A 19981-nucleotide genomic window follows, 5' to 3' on the forward strand; every position below is an offset into this window, starting at 1 on the left:
ATCAACCTTTCGGGTACTTCGCGTTGGCCTTCTGGACGAAGTCGTTGGTGTAGACCGCGTTGAGGTCGATCTTGGCCTTGGCCAGTTCGGCGTCGACGCTGGCGAGGGCGCGCAAGGCGGTGTCCGCCCCTTTGGCCGGGAAGCTGCCGTCGGGCGAGAGCGCGCCCTTGGCGGCCATGAAGGCGTCGATGTAGACCGCGCGGTCTCCGAGCAGGTAGCTCTCGGGCACGGCCTTGATGATGTCGCCCGGGCCCGCGGCCTGGATCCACTTGTCGGCACGCACGATGGCGTTGGTGAGCGCCTGCGCGGTGTTGGGGTTCTTGTCCAGGAAGGGCTGAGGTGCGTACAGGCAGGCCGCCGGCATGGGGCCGCCGAACACCTTGGCCGACTCGGCGACGATGCGCGTGTCCGAAATGATCTTGAGGTCGCCCGAGCGTTGCAGCAGGGTGATGACGGGGTCGAGGTTGCTGATGGCGTCGATCTGGCCCGCCCGCATCGCGGCCACCGCGCCGTTGCCCGCACCCACGCCGACGATGCTCACGTCGCTGGGTTTGAGGCCGGCCTTGGCGAGCACGAAGTTGACCATCACGTTGGTCGAACTGCCGGGCGCGGTCACGCCGATCTTCTTGCCCTTGAGATCGCTGATGGCCTTGTAGCTGCCCATGGTCTTGGGGTTGACCCCCAGCACGATCTGCGGTGCCAGGCCCTGCAGCGCGAAGGCGCGCATGGGCTGCCCCTTGAACTGCATGTTGACCGTGTGCTCGAAGGCGCCCGACACCACGTCGGCGCTGCCGCCCACCACGGCGGCCAGCGCGCGCGAGCCACCCGCGAAGTCGACGATGGTCACATCCAGCCCCTCGGCCTTGAAGTAGCCCAACTGCTCGGCGATGGTCAGCGGCAGGTAGTACAGCAGGTTCTTGCCGCCGACGGCGATCGTGACCTTGGGCTTCTCCAGGCCTTGAGCGAACGCGAGCGGGGGGAGGGCCACAGCGGCCAGACCGCCGGCCACGAGGTGTCGTCTTTGCATGGTGATGTCTCCTTCGTTGAAGGAGGCATGGTAGCCCCGGCCCCGGCCCCACGCATCCGGGAAATCACGGCAGAGGCAGGCCGTCCACGAAGACCTTGAGCTCGTTGGGCTCGAAGGCGGTCCATTGCTCGTTGCTGGTCAGTGGCGTGGTCACGACCACGGCGGCGCGGTCGCCGGGGTGGTTGAGTTCGGCGAAGTTCACCGTCCAGTCCTGGTCCATGAGCGTGGCCTGGGCGAAGGGGTGCTGGCGCACCAGCCAGTGCAGCTTGGTGCTGCAGTGGGCCCACAGCGCCTCGCCGTTGGAGAGCAGGAAGTTGAACGTGCCGAACTGGCGCACCTGCGGCACCAGCTCGCGCAGCGTCAGGGTGAGCTCACGCACATCGGGCAGGCTCGCGTGCGACTTGGCGAGTTCCTGCATCAGCCAGCAGAAGGCCCGCTCGCTGTCGGTGGTGCCCACGGGGCGGAAGTGGCTGTGCAATGTGGGCGCGTAGTCCTTCAGGTCGCCGTTGTGCGCGAACACCCATTGGCGGCCCCAGAGTTCGCGCACGAAAGGGTGGGCGTTTTCCAGCGCCACGGCGCCGATGGTGGCCTTGCGCACGTGGGCGATGATGTTGCGGCTCTTGAGCGGGTACCGCTGCAGGAAGGCCGCCATGGGCGAATCGGACGCGCTTTGGTGGTCCACGAACAGGCGCAGGCCCTTGCCTTCGAAGAAGGCGATGCCCCAGCCATCGGCGTGGTGGTCGGTCTTGCCGCCGCGCTGGCAGAAACCGGTGAAGCTGAAGGCCGCGTCGGTCGGCGTGGCGCAGTTGAGTCCGAGCAGTTGGCACATGGTGTTTATTGTGATGCCTGGGCCCCGGGCGCGGCCTTGAGCCGCAGCGCAGCGGTCAGTGCCAGCGCACAAATGGCGGCCAGCATGAGAAAAGTCTCTTCAAATGCCGCCACGCGCGCCGTGGTGGCGACGCTGCCGGCGGTGAGCTGCGCGCCGTGCGCGGCCAGGCGCCATTCGAGCACGATGCCGCACAGGCTCACGCCGGCCGCTCCGCCGAGCATGCGCAGGAAATTGATGACGCTCGCACCCTGCGCGATGTCCACGCGCTCCAGCCCGCGCATGGCGCCGATGTTGAGCGAGGGCAGGATGAAGCCCAGGCCGATGCGTCCCACGATGGCCCAGGTCACCAGCAGCGGGATGATCTGCGCCGGGCGGCTGGGGTCGATGGTGGCCATCAGGCCGAACGAAGCCGACAACAGCACAAGGCCGATGCTCACCAGCCGGTGCGTGGGCTGCCGGTCGGCCAGCCGCCCCACCACCGCGATGGCCACGGCCAGCACCAGCCCGGCCGGCAGCAGGATGGTGCCGACGTGGGAGGCCGACAGACCCAGGCCGCTCTGCATGTAGACCGGCAGCAGGTAGGTGGAGCCGAACAGGGCGATGCCGTAGATGAAGGCCACGATGCTGCCCATGGCGAAGCGCCGGTCCTTGAACAGCGAGAGGTTCATGAGCGGATCCGTGCCCTGCTCGGGCTGGCGCCGGCGCGCGCGCAGCGTGCGCCGCTCCAGAACCACAAAGGCCAGCAGCGCCAGCAAGGCGCCGCCCAGCAGCAGCGCGGCGGTGGTGGCGGTGCCACCGTGCAGTTCGACCAGGCCGTTGAGCAGGCACAGCGTGCCCACGGCGGCCAGCAACAGGCCGCGCCAGTCCAGCCCGCTGCCCTGCGGGTTGGCCGCGGCGCCGCCCGGCGAAGTGGTGGGCACGAAGCGGTGCGCGAGCCACAGCGAGGCCACGCAGAAGGGCACCACCATGAAGAAGATCGAACGCCAGCCGAAGCCGTCCACCAGCAACCCGCCGATGCTGGGTCCCAGCGCGGGCGCGAGCACCACGCCCATGCCGAAGATGCCGCTGGCGCGGCCCTGTTCGTGCGGCTGGAAGGCGCGCAGGATGATGATGGCCGGGATGGGCTGCACCACCCCCGCGGCCAGGCCCTCGGCCACGCGGGCGGCCAGCACCAACGGGTAGTCGCTGGCGAAACCGCCGGCCATGCCGCCCGCCATCAGCAGGCACATGCAGCCGACGTAGGTGCGCCGGTAGCCATATCGCGCCAGCAGCCAGGGGGTGGTGAGCATGGAAACCGTCATGGCGGCCATGAAGCCGGAGGTGACCCACTGCGCGCGCTCCTGGCCGAGCGTGAAGTGGCGGCTCATGTCCGGGATCGCCACGTTGATGATGGTGGACGACATGATGGCCGCCATGGTGCCCACCATCACCGAGAGCAGCAGCAGCCAGCGGTAGCGCTCGCCGTACCGTTCGCGCAGAGCGGGCAGGGAATGGTCGGGCGGTGGGCTCATGGGATGGGTGCCGTGGTGGCGGTCAAGCTTAGCGCCTTTGCGGTTGGGCCCGCGCGCAGACGGGCTTCATCCGGTGCCGCAGGGGGGTCGGGTATATTGCCCCAGGTCTTTTTGTCCATTTTCGCGCCCTTCTTCTCCCTCCATGCCCCCGGTCCCGAACGCTTCACTGATCATTCGCGGCCTGCTGCTGCTGATCGTGGCGGCCGGTGTCTACTTCTTCCGGGGCTTTCTGGTGCCGGTGCTGGCCGCGCTCATCATCGGCTTCGCCAGCTGGCCCTTGTACCGCCGGGGCGTGCGCGCCTGCGGCGGGCGCACCGCGCTGGCGGCCAGCCTGGCCTTGCTGGTGGTGGTCGTCGTATTGATCGTGCCGCTGAGCCTGGCCCTGCACTACGCATTGAAGGAGGCGGGATCACTGGTGGCCTGGCTGCTGGATGTGAACCGCAACGGCGCCCCGCCGCCGCAGTGGATCGAAGCCCTGCCCTGGGTGGGTGAGACGCTGGCCACCTACTGGCGCGAGCACCTGGGCGAGCCGCACGCGCTGGGCGACTGGATCCAGCTGCTCAGTGGCCAGCACATCGGCAACATCTACCGCATGGTGCTCAGCGCCACGGGCGATGCCGTCAACCTCGCGCTGACGGTGCTCTTCATGCTGATCACGCTGTTCTTCGTCTACAAGGACGGCGCGCGCATCGCCGGCCAGCTCGACACCATTGGCGAGCGCATCCTGCCGCTGCAGTGGCAGCGTTTCTCCCGCGTGGTGCCGGCCACCGTGAGCGCCACCGTGACCGGTCTGGGCCTGATCGCCATCGGCGAAGGCGTGGTGCTGGGCGTGGCTTACTGGGTCGCGGGCGTGCCCTCGCCGGTGCTGCTGGGCGTGGCCACCGGTTTCATGGCGCTGATTCCGGGCGGCGCACCGCTGTCGTTCACGCTGGTCTCGCTCTACCTGGTGGGCTCGGGCCACCTGTGGGCCGGCGTGGGCCTGTTCGCGTGGGGGTCGATCGAGCTCTTCATCGTGGACAAGACGCTGCGCCCGCGCCTGGTGGGCGGGCCGGTGAAGCTGCCTTTTCTGCCGACCTTCTTCGGGTTGGTGGGCGGCGTGAAGACCATGGGCATCGTCGGCCTGTTCGTCGGCCCGGTGCTGATGGCGCTGCTGGTGGCGATCTGGCGAGAGTGGCTGCACAGCCTGAGCGCAGCGCCGCCACCCGCGCTGGTGCCGCCACCGCAGGCGGACGCCGCGCGCGAGCCCTAGCCAGCCGCGTCGCGCGCGCCCCGCAAGGCCTGTGCTGCGCAGGCCGCGCAGATGCAGGCCTGGCCGCGAGCCGCCTCGGGGATGCGCTTGAAGAGGTCGGGGCTGAACGTCGCGTCCACGCACCAGCAAGGGGGCTGGGTTTGGCCGGTCTCGCGCTGGATTTCCATCGCGCAGCGGTTGTCCGAGCCGCAAAGCGGGCAACGGCCGGGGTCGATCGCGGGGGTGGGCATGGCGCAGTGTATGACGCATCAGCGACAAGCGCAGCGCCACGCCTCACTACCATGGTCCTCATGAACGACGACGTCCTCGCCCCCACGCCCGAAGGCCGCATCCACACCGAGGTGCAAGGCCCGGTGTTGCTGATCGCCATCGATCGCGCGGCCAAGCGCAACGGTTTCACGCCAGCCATGTTGCAAGCCCTGGCCGAAGCCTATACCCGCCTCGACGACGACCCCGCGCTGCGGGTGGGGGTGCTGCACGCCCAGGGCGACCACTTCACTGCGGGCCTGGATCTGCCGAGCTTCGCGCCGCTGATGCAGCGCGGGCAACGCGCCATCGCCGAGGGCTTGGTGGACCCGCTCAACCTGGGCCGCCCCGGCCTGCGGCGGCGCACCAAGCCGATGGTGGTGGCCGTCAAAGGCATCACCTACACGCTGGGCATCGAGCTCATGCTGGCGGCCGACATGGTGGTCGCGGCGGACGACTGCCGCTTCTCGCAGCTGGAGGTGCAGCGCGGCATCATGGCCACCGGCGGAGCCACCCTGCGCATGGCCGAGCGCGCAGGCCTGGGCAACGCAATGCTGCACCTGCTGACCGCGGACGTGTTCGACAGCGCCGAAGCGCTGCGGCTGCACTTCGTGCAGCGCGTGGTGCCTGCTGGCAGCGAGTTCGATGAGGCCTTGCGCATCGCGCAGGCGATCGCCCAGCAGGCGCCGCTGGCGGTGGTGGCCACGCGGCTCAACGCGCTCAAGGCGGTGGAGGAGGGCCCGATGGCGGCGGCCGACGAGTTCGAAACCACGCAGCAGCGGCTGGCGTGCAGCGATGATGCGCGCGAGGGCGTGCTGTCCTTCCAGGCCAGGCGCGCCGCGCGCTTTACCGGGCGGTGAGTGTCGCCCCGGCCAGCGCAGGCTCGCGCTGGCGGCCGATGCGGCCCAGCGGCTGTTCCACCGCATGATGGAACAGCGCCCCAGCCACGTTGCAGGCCAGCCAGGCCAGCAGCACTCCCAGGGTCTGCACCCCGGCGTCCGCGCTGCCAAAGCGCGTGAACAGTGCGTTGACCACCAGCGCGATGGGGAAGTTGAGCAGGAAAACCGCGTAGGAGATGCGGCTCAGGTAGGCCACCGCGCGGCTGCGTGGCCAGGTGAGCAGCCAGCCCTGGCGCTGCGAGCAGGCCAGTGCCAGGCTCACCGCGAGCGCCAGCGCGATGCGCGCGCGAAAATCGATCGCCAGCGCCAGCAGCGTCATCGCGGCCAGGGCGCCGAGCAGCCAGCGGCCGCTGCGCCAGGCCTCATCGCTGTGGGTGGCCCACCAGGTGAGCGCGCCCAGGCCGTAGGCGCCGAAAAAGTACAACGCCCAGCTGTCCCAGTCGCTCTCGCGGTTGAAGTGCAGCAGCGAGGCCGCCACCACGACCACCACCAGCGCCTGCGCCCAGGTGCCGGCCGCGTGCTGGCGGCGCGCCAGCCAGAGCAGGCCCAGCAGCAGCACGTAGAGCTGGAAGTCGATCGCCACGTACCAGACGCCGGCCGACAGCGAGTCCACGTCCAGCAGCGTGTGCAGCAGCAGGGCGTGCGAAATGAACTGCCACAACCCGGGCGGCGCAGAAATCGAGTCATGTGCCATCCACCGTCGCGCCAGCTCGGTGCACAGCATGGCCACCAGCAGCGAGGCGATATAGGGGAGGGCGGTGCGCACGTAGCGCTGGCCGACCTGGCCCAGCGGTGAGGCCGAGCGCAGCACACCGTCGGGCGCGAGGCTGCGCGCGGCCAGGAAACCCGCGACCACCAGGAAGACCTGCACCGCCATGCGCGCGTCTTGGCTGAACCAGGTCACGAGGTCCGGCGCGAGCCGGTGCGTCCAGTCCGACATGGGGCCATAGAAGGCGAGGTGGTGCAGCACGATCAGCTGCGAACCCACGGCCTTGAGCAGGTCGATGAACATCAGGCGCTCGCCGGCGCCAGGGCGCTTGACGGTGCTCACAGCGCCGCCACCCCGCCATCGCTGCGCGGGTCGGCCGCGCCCTCGATCACCCCGTTGGGATGTCGCACCAGCGCGCCCGCGTGGCCCATGGTGTCGCTGAAAGCCTCGGCAAGTTCCTCGATGACGTGGCCGGCGTCGCGCAAGGCCTGCACCAGCGACGGGTTGAAGCGGCTCTCCAGCTTGAGCGTGGTGCTCGTGTCGCCCCAGGTGCGGCCCAGCAGCCAGCGCGGCGCGCTCACAGCCTGCTGCAGCGGCTGGCCAAAGCGCGCATAGCGCGTGAACACCGCGGCCTGTGTCTGCGGCTGGCCTTCGCCGCCCATGGTGCCGTAGGGCATCACACGGCCGTCGTCAAACACCGCCATCGACGGATTGAGCGTGTGGAAGGGCTGGCGGCCTGGTTCAAGGTGGTTGAGTGCCTGGGGGTCGAGCGAAAAGCTGGTACCGCGGTTCTGCCAGCAGATGCCGGTGTCCTGCAGCACGGTACCCGACCCGAACTCCCAATACACGCTCTGGATGAAGCTCACCGAGCGGCCCTGGGCGTCGATCGCGCCCATCCAGATGGTGTCGCCTGGCGCGGCCGGGTCAGGCCAAGGCAGGGCCCGGCGCGGGTCGATCTGCGCGGCCAGATCGTCCAGCGAGGCGGCCGCCAGCAAGGCTTGCGGGTCGGCCGGAAGTCGGCCAGGGTCGGTCACCACGCGATCGCGCACGCGGAAGGCGCGCTTGGTGGCTTCCACCAGCCCGTGCAGGTGCTCGAAGCCCTCGCTCTCGCGGACACCCAGGCGGTCGAACAGGCCCAGGATCATCAGCGCCGACAGGCCCTGCGTGGGCGGCGGCAGGTTGTAGACGGTGCTGTCCTTCAGGCGCACCGCGAGCGGCTGGACCTGCTTCGCCCGGTAGGCTGCCAGGTCGCTGGCGCGCAGGGGGCTGCCCAGGCGCTCCAGCTCGGCACCGATGCGCCGGCCCAGATCGCCGCGGTAGAAATCGTCCAGGCCACGTTCGGCCAGCGTGGCGAGCGTGCGGCTCAGGGCGGGCTGGCGCAGCAGGTGGCCGGGTTCGGGTGGCTGGCCATCCACCAGGTAGGTCGGTGCGAAACCCGGTGCATCTTTCAGACCGTCGAGCTTTTGCCGTGTCAGGGCGGCCTGGCTGCGGGTCACCACCACGCCGTCGCGCGCATGGCGGATGCCGTCGGCCAGCAGCCTCGCCAGTGGCAGGGCCTTGCCCCAGGGTGCGGCGACGTTCAGCGCCTGAGCCCAGCCGCCGATGGTGCCGGCCACCGTGAGCGCGGCAGTGGGGCCGCGCGCGGGGATCTCTTGCAGGCCGGCGTAGAAATCGCGCGTGGCCAGCGCCGCGGCCGGTCCGCTGGCGTCGATCGCCACCATGGGCTGCTCCGGCTCGTGGATCAGCCAGAAGCCATCGCCCCCGATGGCGTTCATGTGGGGGTAGACCACGGCGATGGCCGCAGCGGCGGCCACCATGGCCTCGACCGCGTTGCCACCCTCGCGCAGCACGTCGCGCCCGGCCTGTGCCGCCAGGTGATGGGGAGCGACCACCATGCCGCCAAGGGCCTTGTGGGTGTGGATCATCGGAAAACGTCTCCTGCGTTGGAAAAATGCCGGCAACCCGCTATTGTCGCGGTGCCGCCAAGGGGTAAATGCGGGCCGTTCGCACGCCATGGCTGCCGGGGCATAGACTGGGGCGCATGAGTTCCCCGTCCTGGCCCGTGCTGCCTGCCCTCGTCGCCGTTCTGCTGGTCGCCCTGTTCGCCACCTCGGGCTGTGCGGTCTGGCGCATCGGCCAGGCGCGCGAGCTGGCCCAGCGCAGCGAACCGCTGCAGCACGCCCCGGCCGACGCCACGCTGCGCCTGCTCATCGTGGGCGACAGCACCGGCGTGGGGACTGGGGCGAGCGACCCGCGCCGCAGCCTGGCCGGCCTGCTCGCACAGGCCTATCCGAGGCTGCACATCGACAACCGCGCCAGCGATGGCGCGACCTTTGCGAAAGTGATCGGTCAACTCGAAGCCACCACCGCGCGCTACGACCTGGTGCTGGTGCAGGCCGGGGGCAACGATGTGATCCGGCTGCGTTCGCTCGACGATGTGCGCGCCGACATCGACCGCGTGACCGCGCTCGCCCGCGCGCGGGGCGCGCGCGCACTGCTCATGCCGGCCGGCAACGTGGGGAACGCGCCGTTCTTCTTCGCACCGGTGTCCTGGCTCATGACCTCGCGAGCCCGCACGATGCACGGCTTCGTGCGCGAAGCCGCGGCGCGGCACGAGGCGGTCTACGTGAACCTGTTCAAGGACCGGGCAGACGACCCGTTCGCCCAGCGGCCCGAACTCAACGCCGCCGATGGCCTGCACCCCAGCGACGCGGGCTACCGCGTGTGGTTCGACGAACTCATGGCGCAAGGCGGGCTCGCACCCGTGCTGGCAGCAGCGAAGGCGCGCTAGCGCGCGCATGCCCGTTGTCAATTCTCTGGCGCACAGTGCGCCAGCAGGGCCTCGCCCCAGACCCAGGGACCGGTGATCGTCAGCGTCACCGTGATCCATTCGCCCTCCGCTTGCACCTGCTCGTCTGCGTCCCACGCGCCGCCCTCGTCGAGCGGGCCGCGCGGGCCCGGCGCGTGGGTCTCGGCCCAATCCAGCACCGCGCGCACCTCGGTCATCACCTCGGGGAGTTGCGCGGCGCGCACGCTGGCCATGGCCTCCCAGGTGCCGGTGCCTTCGCCGTCGTCGCTGGCGTCAAAAAGTAGGTAGTTCATCGTGGGCATCGCGGCAAGCTCGGCCGGTTGTCCGCTGGCTTTCCAGAGCGGCTGCCGCAGCAGGCTGCACCTGGGTGTCTCAAGAAGAAACCCGCCGGGTGGCGGGCTTTCGAGGGTCAGGCCGACGCCTTGACCTTCAGGCGCCAGGCGTGCAGGAGCGGCTCGGTGTAGCCGCTGGGCTGCTCCTTGCCCTTGAACACCAGGTCCATCGCGGCGAGGTAGGCCTTGCTGGTCTTGAAGTTGCCGGCCATCTTCTGGTACAGCGGGTCACCGGCGTTCTGCCCATCCACCACGGCCGCCATGCGCTCGAAGGTGTCGCGCACCTGCTTCTCGGTCACGATGCCGTGGTGCAGCCAGTTGGCGATGTGCTGGCTGGAGATGCGCAGCGTCGCGCGGTCTTCCATCAGACCCACGTTGTGAATGTCGGGCACCTTGGAGCAGCCCACACCCTGGTCCACCCAGCGCACCACATAGCCCAAAATGCCCTGCACGTTGTTGTCCAGCTCCTGCTGCTTCTCTGCCGCACTCCAGTTCGGGTTGCTGCTCACAGGCACCGTCAGCAGGCCGGTGAGCAGGTTGTCGCGCTCGGCGTTGGCGTCGATCTTCTCCATCTCCTTCTGCACGTCCGACACCAGCACCTGGTGGTAGTGCAGCGCGTGCAGCGTGGCGCCCGTGGGGCTGGGGACCCAGGCGGTGTTGGCACCGGCCTTGGGGTGGGCGATCTTCTGGCGCAACATCTCGGCCATCAGGTCCGGCATGGCCCACATGCCCTTGCCGATCTGCGCCTTGCCGCGCAGGCCGCAAGACAAGCCCACGATCACGTTGTTCTTCTCGTAGCTCTGGATCCAGGCGCTGGCCTTCATGTCGCCCTTGCGCACCATGGGGCCGGCCAGCATGGCGGTGTGCATCTCGTCGCCGGTGCGGTCCAGGAAGCCGGTGTTGATGAACGCCACGCGGCTGGCGGCCGCGCCAATGCAGGCCTTGAGGTTGACGGAGGTGCGGCGCTCCTCGTCCATGATGCCCAGCTTGACCGTGCTGTCCTTGAGGCCCAGCACCTTCTCCACGCGGCCGAACAGCTCGGCGGCGAACTCGACTTCTCGCGGCCCGTGCATCTTGGGCTTGACGATGTAGACCGAGCCCTTGCGCGAGTTGCGGATCGCGTCTTTCTTCGTGCGCTTGAGGTCGTGCATGGCGATGGTGGTGGTCACCATCGCGTCCATGATGCCTTCGGGGATCTCCTTGTCGTCCGCGCCCCAGAGGATGGCGGGGTTGGTCATCAGGTGGCCCACATTGCGCACGAACATCAGCGAGCGGCCGTGCAGACGCACGCCGTTCTTCTTGCCGTTGGGCGTGGTGTATTCGCGGTCGCCATGGAGGCCTCGCGTGAAAGTCTTGCCGGCCTTGGTCACCGACTCGGTAAGCGTGCCCTGCAGGATGCCTAGCCAGTTGCGGTAGGCCAGCACCTTGTCCTCGGCATCCACCGCGGCCACGGAGTCTTCCAGGTCCAGGATGGTCGAGAGCGCGGCCTCCACCACCAGGTCGCTCACGCCGGCGGCATCGCCCTTGCCAATGGCCGTGCTGCGGTCGATCTGGATCTCCAGGTGCAGGCCGTTGTGCGCGAGCAGCACCGCGCTGGGGCTCTTGGCCTCACCTTGGTAACCCACGAACTGCGACTTGTCGGCCAACTTGCTGGTGCCGCCGTCGGCCAGCGTCACCACCAGCTCGCCGTCCTTGTTGATGCGGTAGCCCATCGAGCCCACGTGCGAGCCCTTCTTCAGCGGCGCGGTGCGGTCCAGCACGTGGCGCGCGTACTCGATGACCTTGGCGCCGCGCTTGGGGTTGTAGCCGCCCTTGGGGCCGACTTTGCCGCAGCCCTTGTCCTCCGAAATCACGTCGGTGCCATACAGCGCGTCGTACAGCGAGCCCCAGCGCGCGTTGGCGGCATTGAGCGCGTAACGCGCATTCAGGATCGGCACCACCAGCTGCGGGCCCGCCTGCACGGCCAGCTCGTCGTCGACGTTCTTCGTCGTGGCCTTCACGCTCTTGGGCTGGGGCACGAGGTAGCCGATGGTTTCCAGGAACTTGCGGTAGCCCGCCATGTCGCGGATCGGGCCCGGGTTGGCCGCGTGCCAGGTGTCCAGCTCGGTCTGCAGGCGGTCGCGCTCGCCCAGCAGGGCCGCGTTCTTGGGCGCCAGGTCGGCCACGATGCCGTCAAAACCCTTCCAGAAGGTCGCTTCGCTCACGCCGGTGCCGGGCAGCACCTGCTGGTTGATGAAGTCGAACAGTTCGGTGGCGACCTTCAGGCCGTGGATCTGGGTGCGTGCGGTCATGGAAAGCTCCGTCTGGGCGAAAAGTGGGGGGTGCCCGCACTTGCGCGGGCGTGAGCGAACTGTATTCCATACCTGGGTCAGCATTAATTCGATTTTTCGTCACGGATCAGTGACTTGGCCGTGGGTAATGGCCCGCTTGCTGCGCTCCCGTTGCACGCGCCCGCGCTGAAGAAGAAGCGGAATGTGTAAAAAAGTGTTCAAATGAATCCATTGAACGGTCATTTCGTTCCATCAATGTAATTCGTTGGAAATAAATTCATAGATTACGTGTTCTTCCAGGATTCGGTGCGCAAAGCCGTTTGCGTGTCCGTTTAGAAGCCACCGGCTGTTCAAAAGTCGCTCGCTGGTGGCATGTGTTGAACCCATCTCAAATCTCAAAAATGACACTTTTGAAAAAGACGGCGGTCGCCCTGGCCGCTTTCGGGGCCCTGACCGGGGTCGCCCATGCCCAATCTGAGGTCACGCTGTATGGCCTGGTCGACCTTTTTGTCGGCAAAAGCACCAGCAAGGTCACGGTTGGTGATCTGAGCTCGCGAACCAGTCCCGGTATGAGCCTGACGAGCGGCGGGCTGAACGGAAGCCGTTGGGGCCTGCGGGGAACCGAAGACCTCGGTGGAGGCCTGAAGGCCACCTTTCAATTGGAGTCCGGCTTCTACGCCGACACCGGCACCAGTGTCGCGGCGGGTGGTGGTTTCAACCGCACCAGCAAGCTGGGCCTGAGCGGTGGCTTCGGTTCCCTTGAAATGGGCCGCCAATACACGCAGGTGTTCCAGCTGATGGACCGTTTCGATGCCCAGGGCACGTCCAGCTTCTCGGCCACCAACGCCATTTTCGGGCCTGCTCGCCTGGTGGCCACCGGCACGCTCTCACCGGCCTTGCGCAGGGACAACATGCTGCAATACACCACGCCGACCATGGGAGGGTTCACCGGATCCTTGCAATACGCGTTTGGCGAAAACGGCGGTCCTGGTGTCTCGGCTGGCCACGCCATGGGCGTCTCGGCGCTCTACGCATCTGGTCCGCTGGCAGTGCAAGGCGTGTATGAAACCCTCAAGGGCGCGGGCTCTGGCGCAGCCACCGCCAAGACAACTGCACTGGGTGCCAGCTACGACTTCAATTCGGTCAAGGTGCTGGCACAGTACATTGCCCAAAAGGATGGTTGGGTCAATGGCATCAAGGAAAACGGCTACGTGTTGAGCGTCGCGGTGCCGGTCGGCGCTGCTGGCACCATCAATGCGGGCATCGGCTCCGAGTCGCAGAAGGACGCCGCCACCGGTACGCGTCAGGTCAAGACGTCGTCTGCCAGCGTCGAATACCGTCACGATCTGAGCAAGCGCACCACGGTGTATGCCGGTTTCAACAATGTGAAGTTCGAAACCGAAACCACCCCTGTGCTGACCTCGCGCGATCGGCTTTACGGTGTGGGCGTGCGCCACAAGTTCTGAGCATCCGCAAGGGCCAACACCTGGCCGCAGGGGGCCAGGTGTTGGAATTGCCCGCAGCGATCAGTTGCGGGCTTTTTTTTGTCTGCGTCGGGCGACCGGTTCGCGCCGACTGCGAATCCGGCGATCAGCCGATCCGCCCACTCAGCTGCCGAGCCGCCGCCAGCACCTTGCCCACATGCCGATCATCGAACCGGTGTGCCGGCATGGTGAGCGTGAGAGAGGCCGCAATCGCACCGCTTGCATGGAACACCGGCGCCGAGATGCCGGCCACCTCGGCCAGGCGGTCGCCCACGGCCGTCATGAACCCGTCCGCGCGGATGCGCGCCAACACCCGCTTGTCGGCGGCCGTGGGTGGGCGGCTGTCGTCGCCTGCGCCATAGGCTGACAACACGCGCCCGCCAGTGCCTCGGTGCAGAGGCAGAACGTCGCCCGCGCGGATGTGGTCGCGCACCGGGTGGGGTGAGTCCACGCGGTAGAGGCACAGGCGCGTCTGGTTCGGCGCCTGGCCCTGCCGCACGTGATAGGCCGCGCTTTCGCCGGTGGCGGACATCAGCTGGCGCAGCACCGGCATGACCACGCGGTCCAGCGAAAACGAGGCCGCGTAGATGCCATGCAGCCGCGCCACCTCGCCACCCAGGGCATAACGCCCATCGTCCAGCCGCTGCAGCAGCTGCGCATGCTCCAGCGAGGAGAGCAGGCGCAGCGCGGTGCTCTTGTGCAGCTGTGTGCGCTCGGCCAGCTCGGCCAGCGACAACGAAGCATCGCCCGGGTGAAACGCACCCAGCAGCGAGAGTGCGCGGTCCACCGCAGCGGTGCCGCCGGCAGCGGCGTTGGCATCGGCCAGCGAAGGGGTCTGCGCTTTGCGAGGCATGGAAGGGCTTGGTTGACAGGACGCGGGTGATCTGCGATTCTTTTGTTAGAAAGAATATCGTTCTATCTTACAAAACGCAAGCAGCGCCACGTCTTTCATGCAAAACGACCCCGAAGTCCTGATCAGCGAAGTCGGCCCCCGCGACGGCCTGCAATCGGTGAAGGCCACGATGCCCACCGCCGACAAGTTGCGCTGGATCGACGCGCTGGTGGCCGCCGGCCTGCGCGAGATCGAGGTGGGGTCCTTCGTGCCTTCGAGGTTGCTGCCGCAGATGGCCGACGTGGACGACGTGGTGCGCCATGCGCTAGGCCATGCCGGCGTCACCGTGATGGCGCTGGTGCCCAACCGGCGCGGCGCCGAGGCCGCGCTGGCCGCCGGTGTGCACAAGATCACCTTGCCGGTGTCGGCCAGCGAGGCCCATTCGATGGCCAACGTGCGCAAAACGCGCGAGCAGATGGTCGGCGAGTTGCGCGAGGTGCACGCGCTGCGCCGCGACACGGCACCGGGGACGGCCATGGAGGTGGGCCTGTCCACTGCCTTCGGCTGCACGCTGCAGGGCGAGGTGGCCGAAGACGACGTGATCCGCCTCGCCGTGGCCTGCGCGGACGCGGGGGTGGACGAGGTGGGCCTGTCCGACACCACGGGCATGGCCAACCCGGCGCAGGTGCGTCGCCTGTTCAAGCGCTTGCGCGCCGAACTGGGCGAGCGCGCTGGAGCGGCCCACATGCACAACACGCGTGGCCTCGGGCTGGCCAACTGCCTGGCCGCGTTCGATGTGGGCGTGCGCACCTTCGACGCCTCGCTCGGCGGTCTGGGGGGGTGCCCCTACGCGCCGGGCGCTTCCGGCAATGTGGTCACCGAAGACCTCGTCTTCATGTTCGAGGCCATGGGTGTTCGCACCGGCATCGATCTCCCGACCCTCATCGCCGCGCGCGATCCCCTGCGGGCCGGCCTGCCCGGCGAGCCGGTGTACGGCATGATGCCCGAAGCCGGCCTGCCCAAGGGCTGGCGCGCCGCCTGAACCTTCTGCCTCCCCCTTCCATGCCAGACACCCCACACACCTCCCGTCCCTTGCCCTTGGCGGGCATCCGCGTCGTTGAATTCACCCACATGGTGATGGGCCCCACCTGCGGCATGGTGCTGGCCGACCTCGGGGCCGAGGTCATCAAGGTGGAGCCACCCGCGGGCGACAACACGCGCCGCCTGCTCGGCTCGGGCGCGGGCTTCTACCCCCTGTTCAACCGCAACAAGAAAAGCCTGGTGCTCGACTTGCAGTCGCCCGAGGGCCTGGAGGCCGTGCTCAAGCTCATCGCCACCGCCGACGTGGTCAGCGAAAACTTCAAGCCCGGCACCATGAAGAAGCTGGGGCTCGATTTCGTGAGCCTGAAGAAGCTCAACCCTCGCCTGGTCTTCGTCAGCCACAAAGGTTTCCTGCCCGGCCCTTACGACCACCGCACCGCGCTCGACGAGGTGGTGCAGATGATGGGCGGCCTGGCCTACATGACCGGCCGCCCCGGCGACCCCCTGCGCGCAGGGTCCTCGGTGAACGACATCATGGGCGGCCTGTTCGGCGCCATCGGCGTCATGGCCGCGCTCAGCGCCCGCGAGAAAACGGGCGAAGGCTGCGAGGTGCAAAGCGCGCTGTTCGAGAACAACGTCTTCCTCGTCGCGCAGCACATGATGCAGTTCGCCGTCACCGGAAAACCCGCCGCGCCCATGCCCGACCGCATCTCTTCCTGGGGCATCTACGACGTGTTCCAGGTCAAAGGCGGCGAGCAGATCTTCCTGGCCGTGGTCAGTGACACCCAATGGGCCATCTTCTGCGACGCCTTCGGCTACCAGGATCTCCAGGCCGACCCGCGCCTGCAGGGCAACAACAACCGCGTGCGCAACCGCGACTGGCTCATCCCCCTGCTGCGCGAGCGCCTCGCCTTGCAGAGCGCGGCCGACCTGGCCGCGCTGTTCGAGCGCCACGGCCTGCCATTCGCCCCCATCACCAAGCCCCACGAACTGCTGGACGATCCCCACCTTTGCGCCACCGGCGGGCTCGCGCCCATCACCCTGCCCGACGGCGAGCGCGCCGGCCAGACCGCGCAGACCGTGCTGCTGCCTCTCGCGCTCGACGGCGAGCGCCTGGGTGTGCGCCGCAGCCCGCCGACACTTGGCGAGCACAGCGCCGAGCTGTTGGCCGAGTTGGGCTACAGCGCCGAGGCCGCCGCCGAACTCAGCCGCAACGTCGTCAAAGCCGCCTGAAAAGTCATCAATCAACCACCGAGTGCCATTGATTCGTTCCTGTGGGTGGGGTAATCTGCCCGGGTGGACAAACTCAAGCAACTCGAAACTTTCGTGGCGGTCGCCACGCGCGGCAGCCTCACCGCTGCCGCCAAAGCCGAGGGCGTGGCCCCGGCCATCATCGGTCGCCGGCTCGACGCCCTGGAGGCCCGGCTCGGCGTGAAGCTCATGGTGCGCACCACCCGGCGCATCACCCTCACCCACGAAGGCAGCGCCTTTCTGGAAGACTGCCAGCGCCTGCTGGTGGACATGGCCAACGCCGAAGCCAGCGTGAGCGCTGGCGGCGTCAAGGCCAGCGGTCACCTGCGCATCACCGCGCCGGCCGGTTTTGGCCGCCGCCACGTGGCCCCGCTGGTGCCGCGCTTTCGCGAGCTGCACCCCGAAGTCACCATCTCCCTCAACCTGAGCGACCGCGTGGTCGACGTGGCGGGTGAAGGCTACGACTGCGCCGTGCGCGTCGGGGACCTGCCCGACTCGTCCCTGGTCAGCGTGCGGCTGGCCGACAACCGCCGCCTCTGCGTGGCCACGCCGCGCTATCTGCAGCAGCATGGCCGCCCGCTGGTGCCGACCGACCTGGCGCGCTTTGATTGCCTCACCCTCTCCAGCGACGCCTCGCAGACCCGGGGCTGGGCCTTCACCGTGCCGGCGCCCGGCGGCCTGGGTGAGGTGGAGATCGTGCACCTGAGGCCCAACGGCCCACTGGACTGCACCGACGGCCAGGTGTTGCGCGAATGGTGCCTGGCCGGCTATGGCATTGCCTGGCGCAGCACCTGGGAGGTGGAGGCCGACATCGCCGCCGGCCGGCTGGAGAGCGTGCTCGACGACTTTGCCGCGCCGCCCAACGGCATCTTCGTGCTGTTCCCGCAGCGCAAGCACCTGGCGCTGCGCGTGCGCCTCTGGATCGACTTCCTCAAGCACGAGTACGCTCGCCCCGAATTCTGGAAAACCTGAACCCTCGACGCACCATGACCACCCAAATCCTCGGCATCTCCGGCAGCCTGCGCCAGCCATCCTTCAACACCGCCCTGCTGCGCGCAGCGGTTCCGCTGGCGGGCGACGCGGTCCGGCTCGACGCGGCCACGCTGCACGGGATTCCCCTTTACGACGGCGACCTCGAACAGCGCGAAGGCACGCCAGCGGCCGTGCGCGAACTCAAGGAAAAGATTCTGGCCAGCGACGGCCTGCTGCTCGTCACGCCCGAATACAACAACGGCATTCCCGGCGTGTTCAAGAACGCCGTGGACTGGCTCTCGCGGCCCACGCCCGGCCTGCCCGATGTGTTCCGCGACCGGCCCGTGGCCGTCATGGGCGCTTCGCCCGGCGGCTTTGGCACCATCCTCTCGCAGGCCCACTGGCTGCCTGTGCTGCGCACCTTGGGCACCCACACCTGGCAGGGCGGGCGTCTGATGGTCTCGCGCGCCTCATCCGTGTTCGGCCCCGACGGCGCGCTGCTGGACGACAAGGTGCGCCAGCAGCTGGGTGAATTCGTCCAGGGCTTCGCGGCCTTCGTCGCGGCCACGAAGACACCCTGAGCGCGGCGCCGCCTCAGCCGGGGATGTCCGGCTCCACCAGGTGGGCCAGCTGAGCCAGGGATTCCTGCCAGCCCAGGTAACACATCTCCAGCGGAATCACATCAGGGATGCCCTCCTGCACCACGTGGAGTTCGGTGCCGCAGGACACCGCCTTGAGCTGCACATCCACCGTGATCAAGCCCGGCAGGTTCGGGTCGTCGAACCTGTCGGTGTAGCGCAGGCGCTCGTTCGGCACGAGCTCCAGGTACTCACCACCAAACGAATGCGCGTGGCCGGTCGAGAAATTGAGGAACGACATCTTGAACGTGCCGCCCACCTTCGCGTCGAGATGGTGCACCTTGCAAAGGAATCCATAGGGCGGTAGCCATCGGGCCAGCGCGTCGGCGTCGAGAAAGGCGCGGTAGACCTTTTCGGGCGGCGCCTTGAGGACGCGGTGGAGACGAACGGCGCGGGAAGACGAGGTGCTCATGGTCAGGGCCTTTCAGGTGGTGGATCATGTGGCAAGCGCGGGTCGTCGACAAGGGACGCCCAGCTGCTGACTCCACGACGCTCCGGCATGCGCCGTTTCGACATTGACCCACGTCGTCAGTCGTCATTCCAGGTGCTGTTGGCTCTCCTTCTGCGGGGCGGCTGCTCGATGGCCGTCTCCATCAAATGACAGTTCATGTCGCCCCACGGCAGATGCTCAGCGCAATCTCGAAGATGTGGTCGACCACTGCCCTGGCGATGACATGCAGCACGTTGCTGCCAAAGGGGTCTGTGCGACGGAGCATGTTCTCGGCGAGTGCTTCGAACGCCTCAGCGTTTCTCTCTCTTCGTGTTGATCAAGTGGGGATTCGGCTACTTGGGACAGGTGTGTTCGACATGAACACGCTTGGTCGTGGGAAGAGAGTCCCTTGGAGTTCAGGCGCCGCCCGGCACATCGACGCACGCGCGAGCACATCGCGCGCGACGGCGAAGGTGCTTAGCAAAGAGGCGGCCTGGCTCAGGCCGCTTTGGGCCGGCGCACCGCGCGCACCTTGCCACTCGGCCCACCGCCGCAATAGAACAGGTCGGCGCCATCGGATTCAAGGCCGCTCACGCCGATGCCGGGCGGCATGTCCAGCCTTTCGAGCACCTTGCCGCTCTGCGGGTCGATGCGGCGGAGGTCGCTTTCGTCGCCTTCCCAGGTGCCGTGCCACAGCTCGCCATCGACCCAGGTGACGCCGGTGACGAAGCGGTTGGATTCGATGGTGCGTCGGATCGCGCCCGTGGCCGGGTCGATCTGGTGGATCTTGCGGTCGCGGTACTGGCCCACCCACAGGCTGCCTTCGGCCCAGGTGAGGCCGGAGTCGGCGCCGCCGCCAGGCGCGGGGATGGACGCGAGCACCTTGCCGGTGAGCGGGTCGATCTTGTCGATGCGCGCTTCGGCGATCTGGTACAGGTGCTTGCCGTCGAAGGCGGTGCCTGCGTCGCCCGCGCGCTTCAGAGTGCGGGTGATGTCGCCGCTGGCAGGGTCGAAGGCGACGATGCCTTCGTCGGTGGCGGCCCACACACGCTGGCCGTCGTGGGTGACGCCATGCACGCGTTCGGAGCCGAGGAAGGGGCCATATTCGCGCACGACTTCGGCGGTGCGCGCGATGGTGGTGGTTGGGGTCATGGTGAATCTCCTTGGGGGCAGCACCGGGGGTCGGCGCTTGAGGGTCACTCTATTCAATCGGCAGCGAAGCAGGGAGTAACAAGATCGTCGCGAATCCGGCCAGCGGGGGCGCCAGCCAGCGCCGCGCGCGCGCCTGCCCGATGGCGCGCACGCGGCCTTCGGCCTCCAGTTCGGCCAGCGCCCGCTGCACGGTGCGCTGGCTCGCGCCCAGTGCGAGCGCAAGCGCGGAGGTGGACCAGGCCGCGCCATCGGCCAGCAGGGCCTGCAGCGAGGCCTGTTCGCCGTCGATCGGTGGTGCGA

Annotated in this window: 20 protein-coding genes; 8 read left to right on the forward strand and 12 right to left on the reverse strand. The window is 68.1% G+C overall.

Going from position 1 to position 19981, the window contains the following annotated elements; genetic code table 11:
* Position 1: 1 nt before the first annotated feature.
* From KIT86_RS11745 to KIT86_RS11755, 3 genes are all read right to left on the reverse strand, one after another.
* Positions 2-1027, reverse strand: coding sequence for an ABC transporter substrate-binding protein (locus KIT86_RS11745; RefSeq protein ID WP_297398533.1), 1026 nt, complete (start codon positions 1025-1027; stop codon positions 2-4).
* A 64-nt stretch (positions 1028-1091) separates the two neighbouring features.
* Positions 1092-1856 (reverse strand): class II glutamine amidotransferase, encoded by a 765-nt coding sequence (locus KIT86_RS11750; protein ID WP_297398535.1) that lies wholly within the window; start codon positions 1854-1856, stop codon positions 1092-1094.
* Positions 1857-1861: 5 nt separating this feature from the next.
* The gene (locus KIT86_RS11755) at positions 1862-3367 is read right to left on the reverse strand and encodes a DHA2 family efflux MFS transporter permease subunit (protein ID WP_297398537.1); all 1506 of its coding nucleotides are present in this window, start codon (positions 3365-3367) and stop codon (positions 1862-1864) included.
* Positions 3368-3509: 142 nt separating this feature from the next.
* Between KIT86_RS11755 and KIT86_RS11760 the strand changes: the two genes are divergently transcribed.
* Complete coding sequence (locus KIT86_RS11760; protein ID WP_297398539.1) at positions 3510-4616, forward strand: AI-2E family transporter; 1107 nt, start codon at positions 3510-3512, stop codon at positions 4614-4616.
* Here KIT86_RS11760 and KIT86_RS11765 read toward each other — a convergent pair.
* Positions 4613-4846 (reverse strand): cysteine-rich CWC family protein, encoded by a 234-nt coding sequence (locus KIT86_RS11765; RefSeq protein WP_297398541.1) that lies wholly within the window; start codon positions 4844-4846, stop codon positions 4613-4615. The genes KIT86_RS11760 and KIT86_RS11765 overlap by 4 nt on opposite strands.
* 60 nt (positions 4847-4906) lie before the next feature.
* Here KIT86_RS11765 and KIT86_RS11770 point away from each other — a divergent pair, with 60 nt between their 5' ends.
* A complete protein-coding gene (locus KIT86_RS11770) occupies positions 4907-5722 on the forward strand; it encodes a crotonase/enoyl-CoA hydratase family protein (RefSeq protein WP_297398542.1) in 816 nt (271 codons plus the stop codon).
* Here the strand turns inward: KIT86_RS11770 and KIT86_RS11775 are convergent.
* Positions 5709-6812, reverse strand: a complete 1104-nt coding sequence (locus tag KIT86_RS11775) for an acyltransferase family protein (RefSeq protein WP_297398544.1) — start codon at positions 6810-6812, stop codon at positions 5709-5711. The two genes, KIT86_RS11770 and KIT86_RS11775, sit on opposite strands and share 14 nt — an antisense overlap.
* Positions 6809-8395: a gamma-glutamyltransferase family protein gene (locus tag KIT86_RS11780; protein ID WP_297398546.1), complete on the reverse strand. Its 1587-nt coding sequence runs from the start codon at positions 8393-8395 to the stop codon at positions 6809-6811. Before KIT86_RS11780 ends, KIT86_RS11775 begins: the two co-directional genes overlap by 4 nt.
* A gap of 116 nt (positions 8396-8511) precedes the next feature.
* Between KIT86_RS11780 and KIT86_RS11785 the strand changes: the two genes are divergently transcribed.
* Positions 8512-9261 carry a GDSL-type esterase/lipase family protein gene (locus KIT86_RS11785; protein WP_297398548.1) on the forward strand — a complete coding sequence of 250 codons (750 nt, stop codon included), beginning with the start codon at positions 8512-8514 and terminating at the stop codon, positions 9259-9261.
* A gap of 17 nt (positions 9262-9278) precedes the next feature.
* On the opposite strand, the gene KIT86_RS11790 is transcribed toward KIT86_RS11785, so the two are convergent.
* Positions 9279-9572 (reverse strand): hypothetical protein, encoded by a 294-nt coding sequence (locus KIT86_RS11790; RefSeq protein WP_297398550.1) that lies wholly within the window; start codon positions 9570-9572, stop codon positions 9279-9281.
* 116 nt (positions 9573-9688) lie between these two features.
* A complete protein-coding gene (locus tag KIT86_RS11795) occupies positions 9689-11902 on the reverse strand; it encodes a malate synthase G (protein WP_297398553.1) in 2214 nt (737 codons plus the stop codon).
* Between the two features lie 356 nt (positions 11903-12258).
* On the opposite strand from KIT86_RS11795, the gene KIT86_RS11800 reads away from it, so the two are divergent.
* Entirely contained in the window at positions 12259-13347 is a 1089-nt protein-coding gene (locus KIT86_RS11800; RefSeq protein WP_297398555.1) for a porin, read from the forward strand.
* A 124-nt stretch (positions 13348-13471) separates the two neighbouring features.
* Here the strand turns inward: KIT86_RS11800 and KIT86_RS11805 are convergent, their stop codons facing one another.
* Positions 13472-14218: an IclR family transcriptional regulator gene (locus tag KIT86_RS11805; RefSeq protein ID WP_297398557.1), complete on the reverse strand. Its 747-nt coding sequence runs from the start codon at positions 14216-14218 to the stop codon at positions 13472-13474.
* Positions 14219-14315: 97 nt separating this feature from the next.
* Here KIT86_RS11805 and KIT86_RS11810 point away from each other — a divergent pair, with 97 nt between their 5' ends.
* From KIT86_RS11810 to KIT86_RS11825, 4 genes are all read left to right on the forward strand, one after another.
* Complete coding sequence (locus KIT86_RS11810; protein WP_297398559.1) at positions 14316-15239, forward strand: hydroxymethylglutaryl-CoA lyase; 924 nt, start codon at positions 14316-14318, stop codon at positions 15237-15239.
* A gap of 20 nt (positions 15240-15259) precedes the next feature.
* On the forward strand, positions 15260-16471 hold the full coding sequence (locus KIT86_RS11815; RefSeq protein WP_297398561.1) for a CaiB/BaiF CoA-transferase family protein: 1212 nt from the start codon (positions 15260-15262) through the stop codon (positions 16469-16471).
* A gap of 63 nt (positions 16472-16534) precedes the next feature.
* Complete coding sequence (locus KIT86_RS11820) at positions 16535-17461, forward strand: LysR family transcriptional regulator (RefSeq protein WP_297398563.1); 927 nt, start codon at positions 16535-16537, stop codon at positions 17459-17461.
* A 14-nt stretch (positions 17462-17475) separates the two neighbouring features.
* Positions 17476-18042 (forward strand): NADPH-dependent FMN reductase, encoded by a 567-nt coding sequence (locus KIT86_RS11825; RefSeq protein ID WP_297398565.1) that lies wholly within the window; start codon positions 17476-17478, stop codon positions 18040-18042.
* A gap of 13 nt (positions 18043-18055) precedes the next feature.
* Here the strand turns inward: KIT86_RS11825 and KIT86_RS11830 are convergent, their stop codons facing one another.
* From KIT86_RS11830 to KIT86_RS11840, 3 genes are all read right to left on the reverse strand, one after another.
* Positions 18056-18511, reverse strand: a complete 456-nt coding sequence (locus tag KIT86_RS11830) for an SRPBCC family protein (RefSeq protein WP_297398567.1) — start codon at positions 18509-18511, stop codon at positions 18056-18058.
* A gap of 516 nt (positions 18512-19027) precedes the next feature.
* Complete coding sequence (locus KIT86_RS11835; RefSeq protein ID WP_297398569.1) at positions 19028-19681, reverse strand: hypothetical protein; 654 nt, start codon at positions 19679-19681, stop codon at positions 19028-19030.
* 49 nt (positions 19682-19730) lie between these two features.
* Positions 19731-19981, reverse strand: a 251-nt coding sequence (locus tag KIT86_RS11840) for an HTH domain-containing protein (RefSeq protein WP_297398571.1), incomplete at its 5' end; no start/stop codon positions are given.

This window comes from Hydrogenophaga sp. (assembly GCF_026125825.1).
GTDB lineage: Bacteria > Pseudomonadota > Gammaproteobacteria > Burkholderiales > Burkholderiaceae_C > Hydrogenophaga.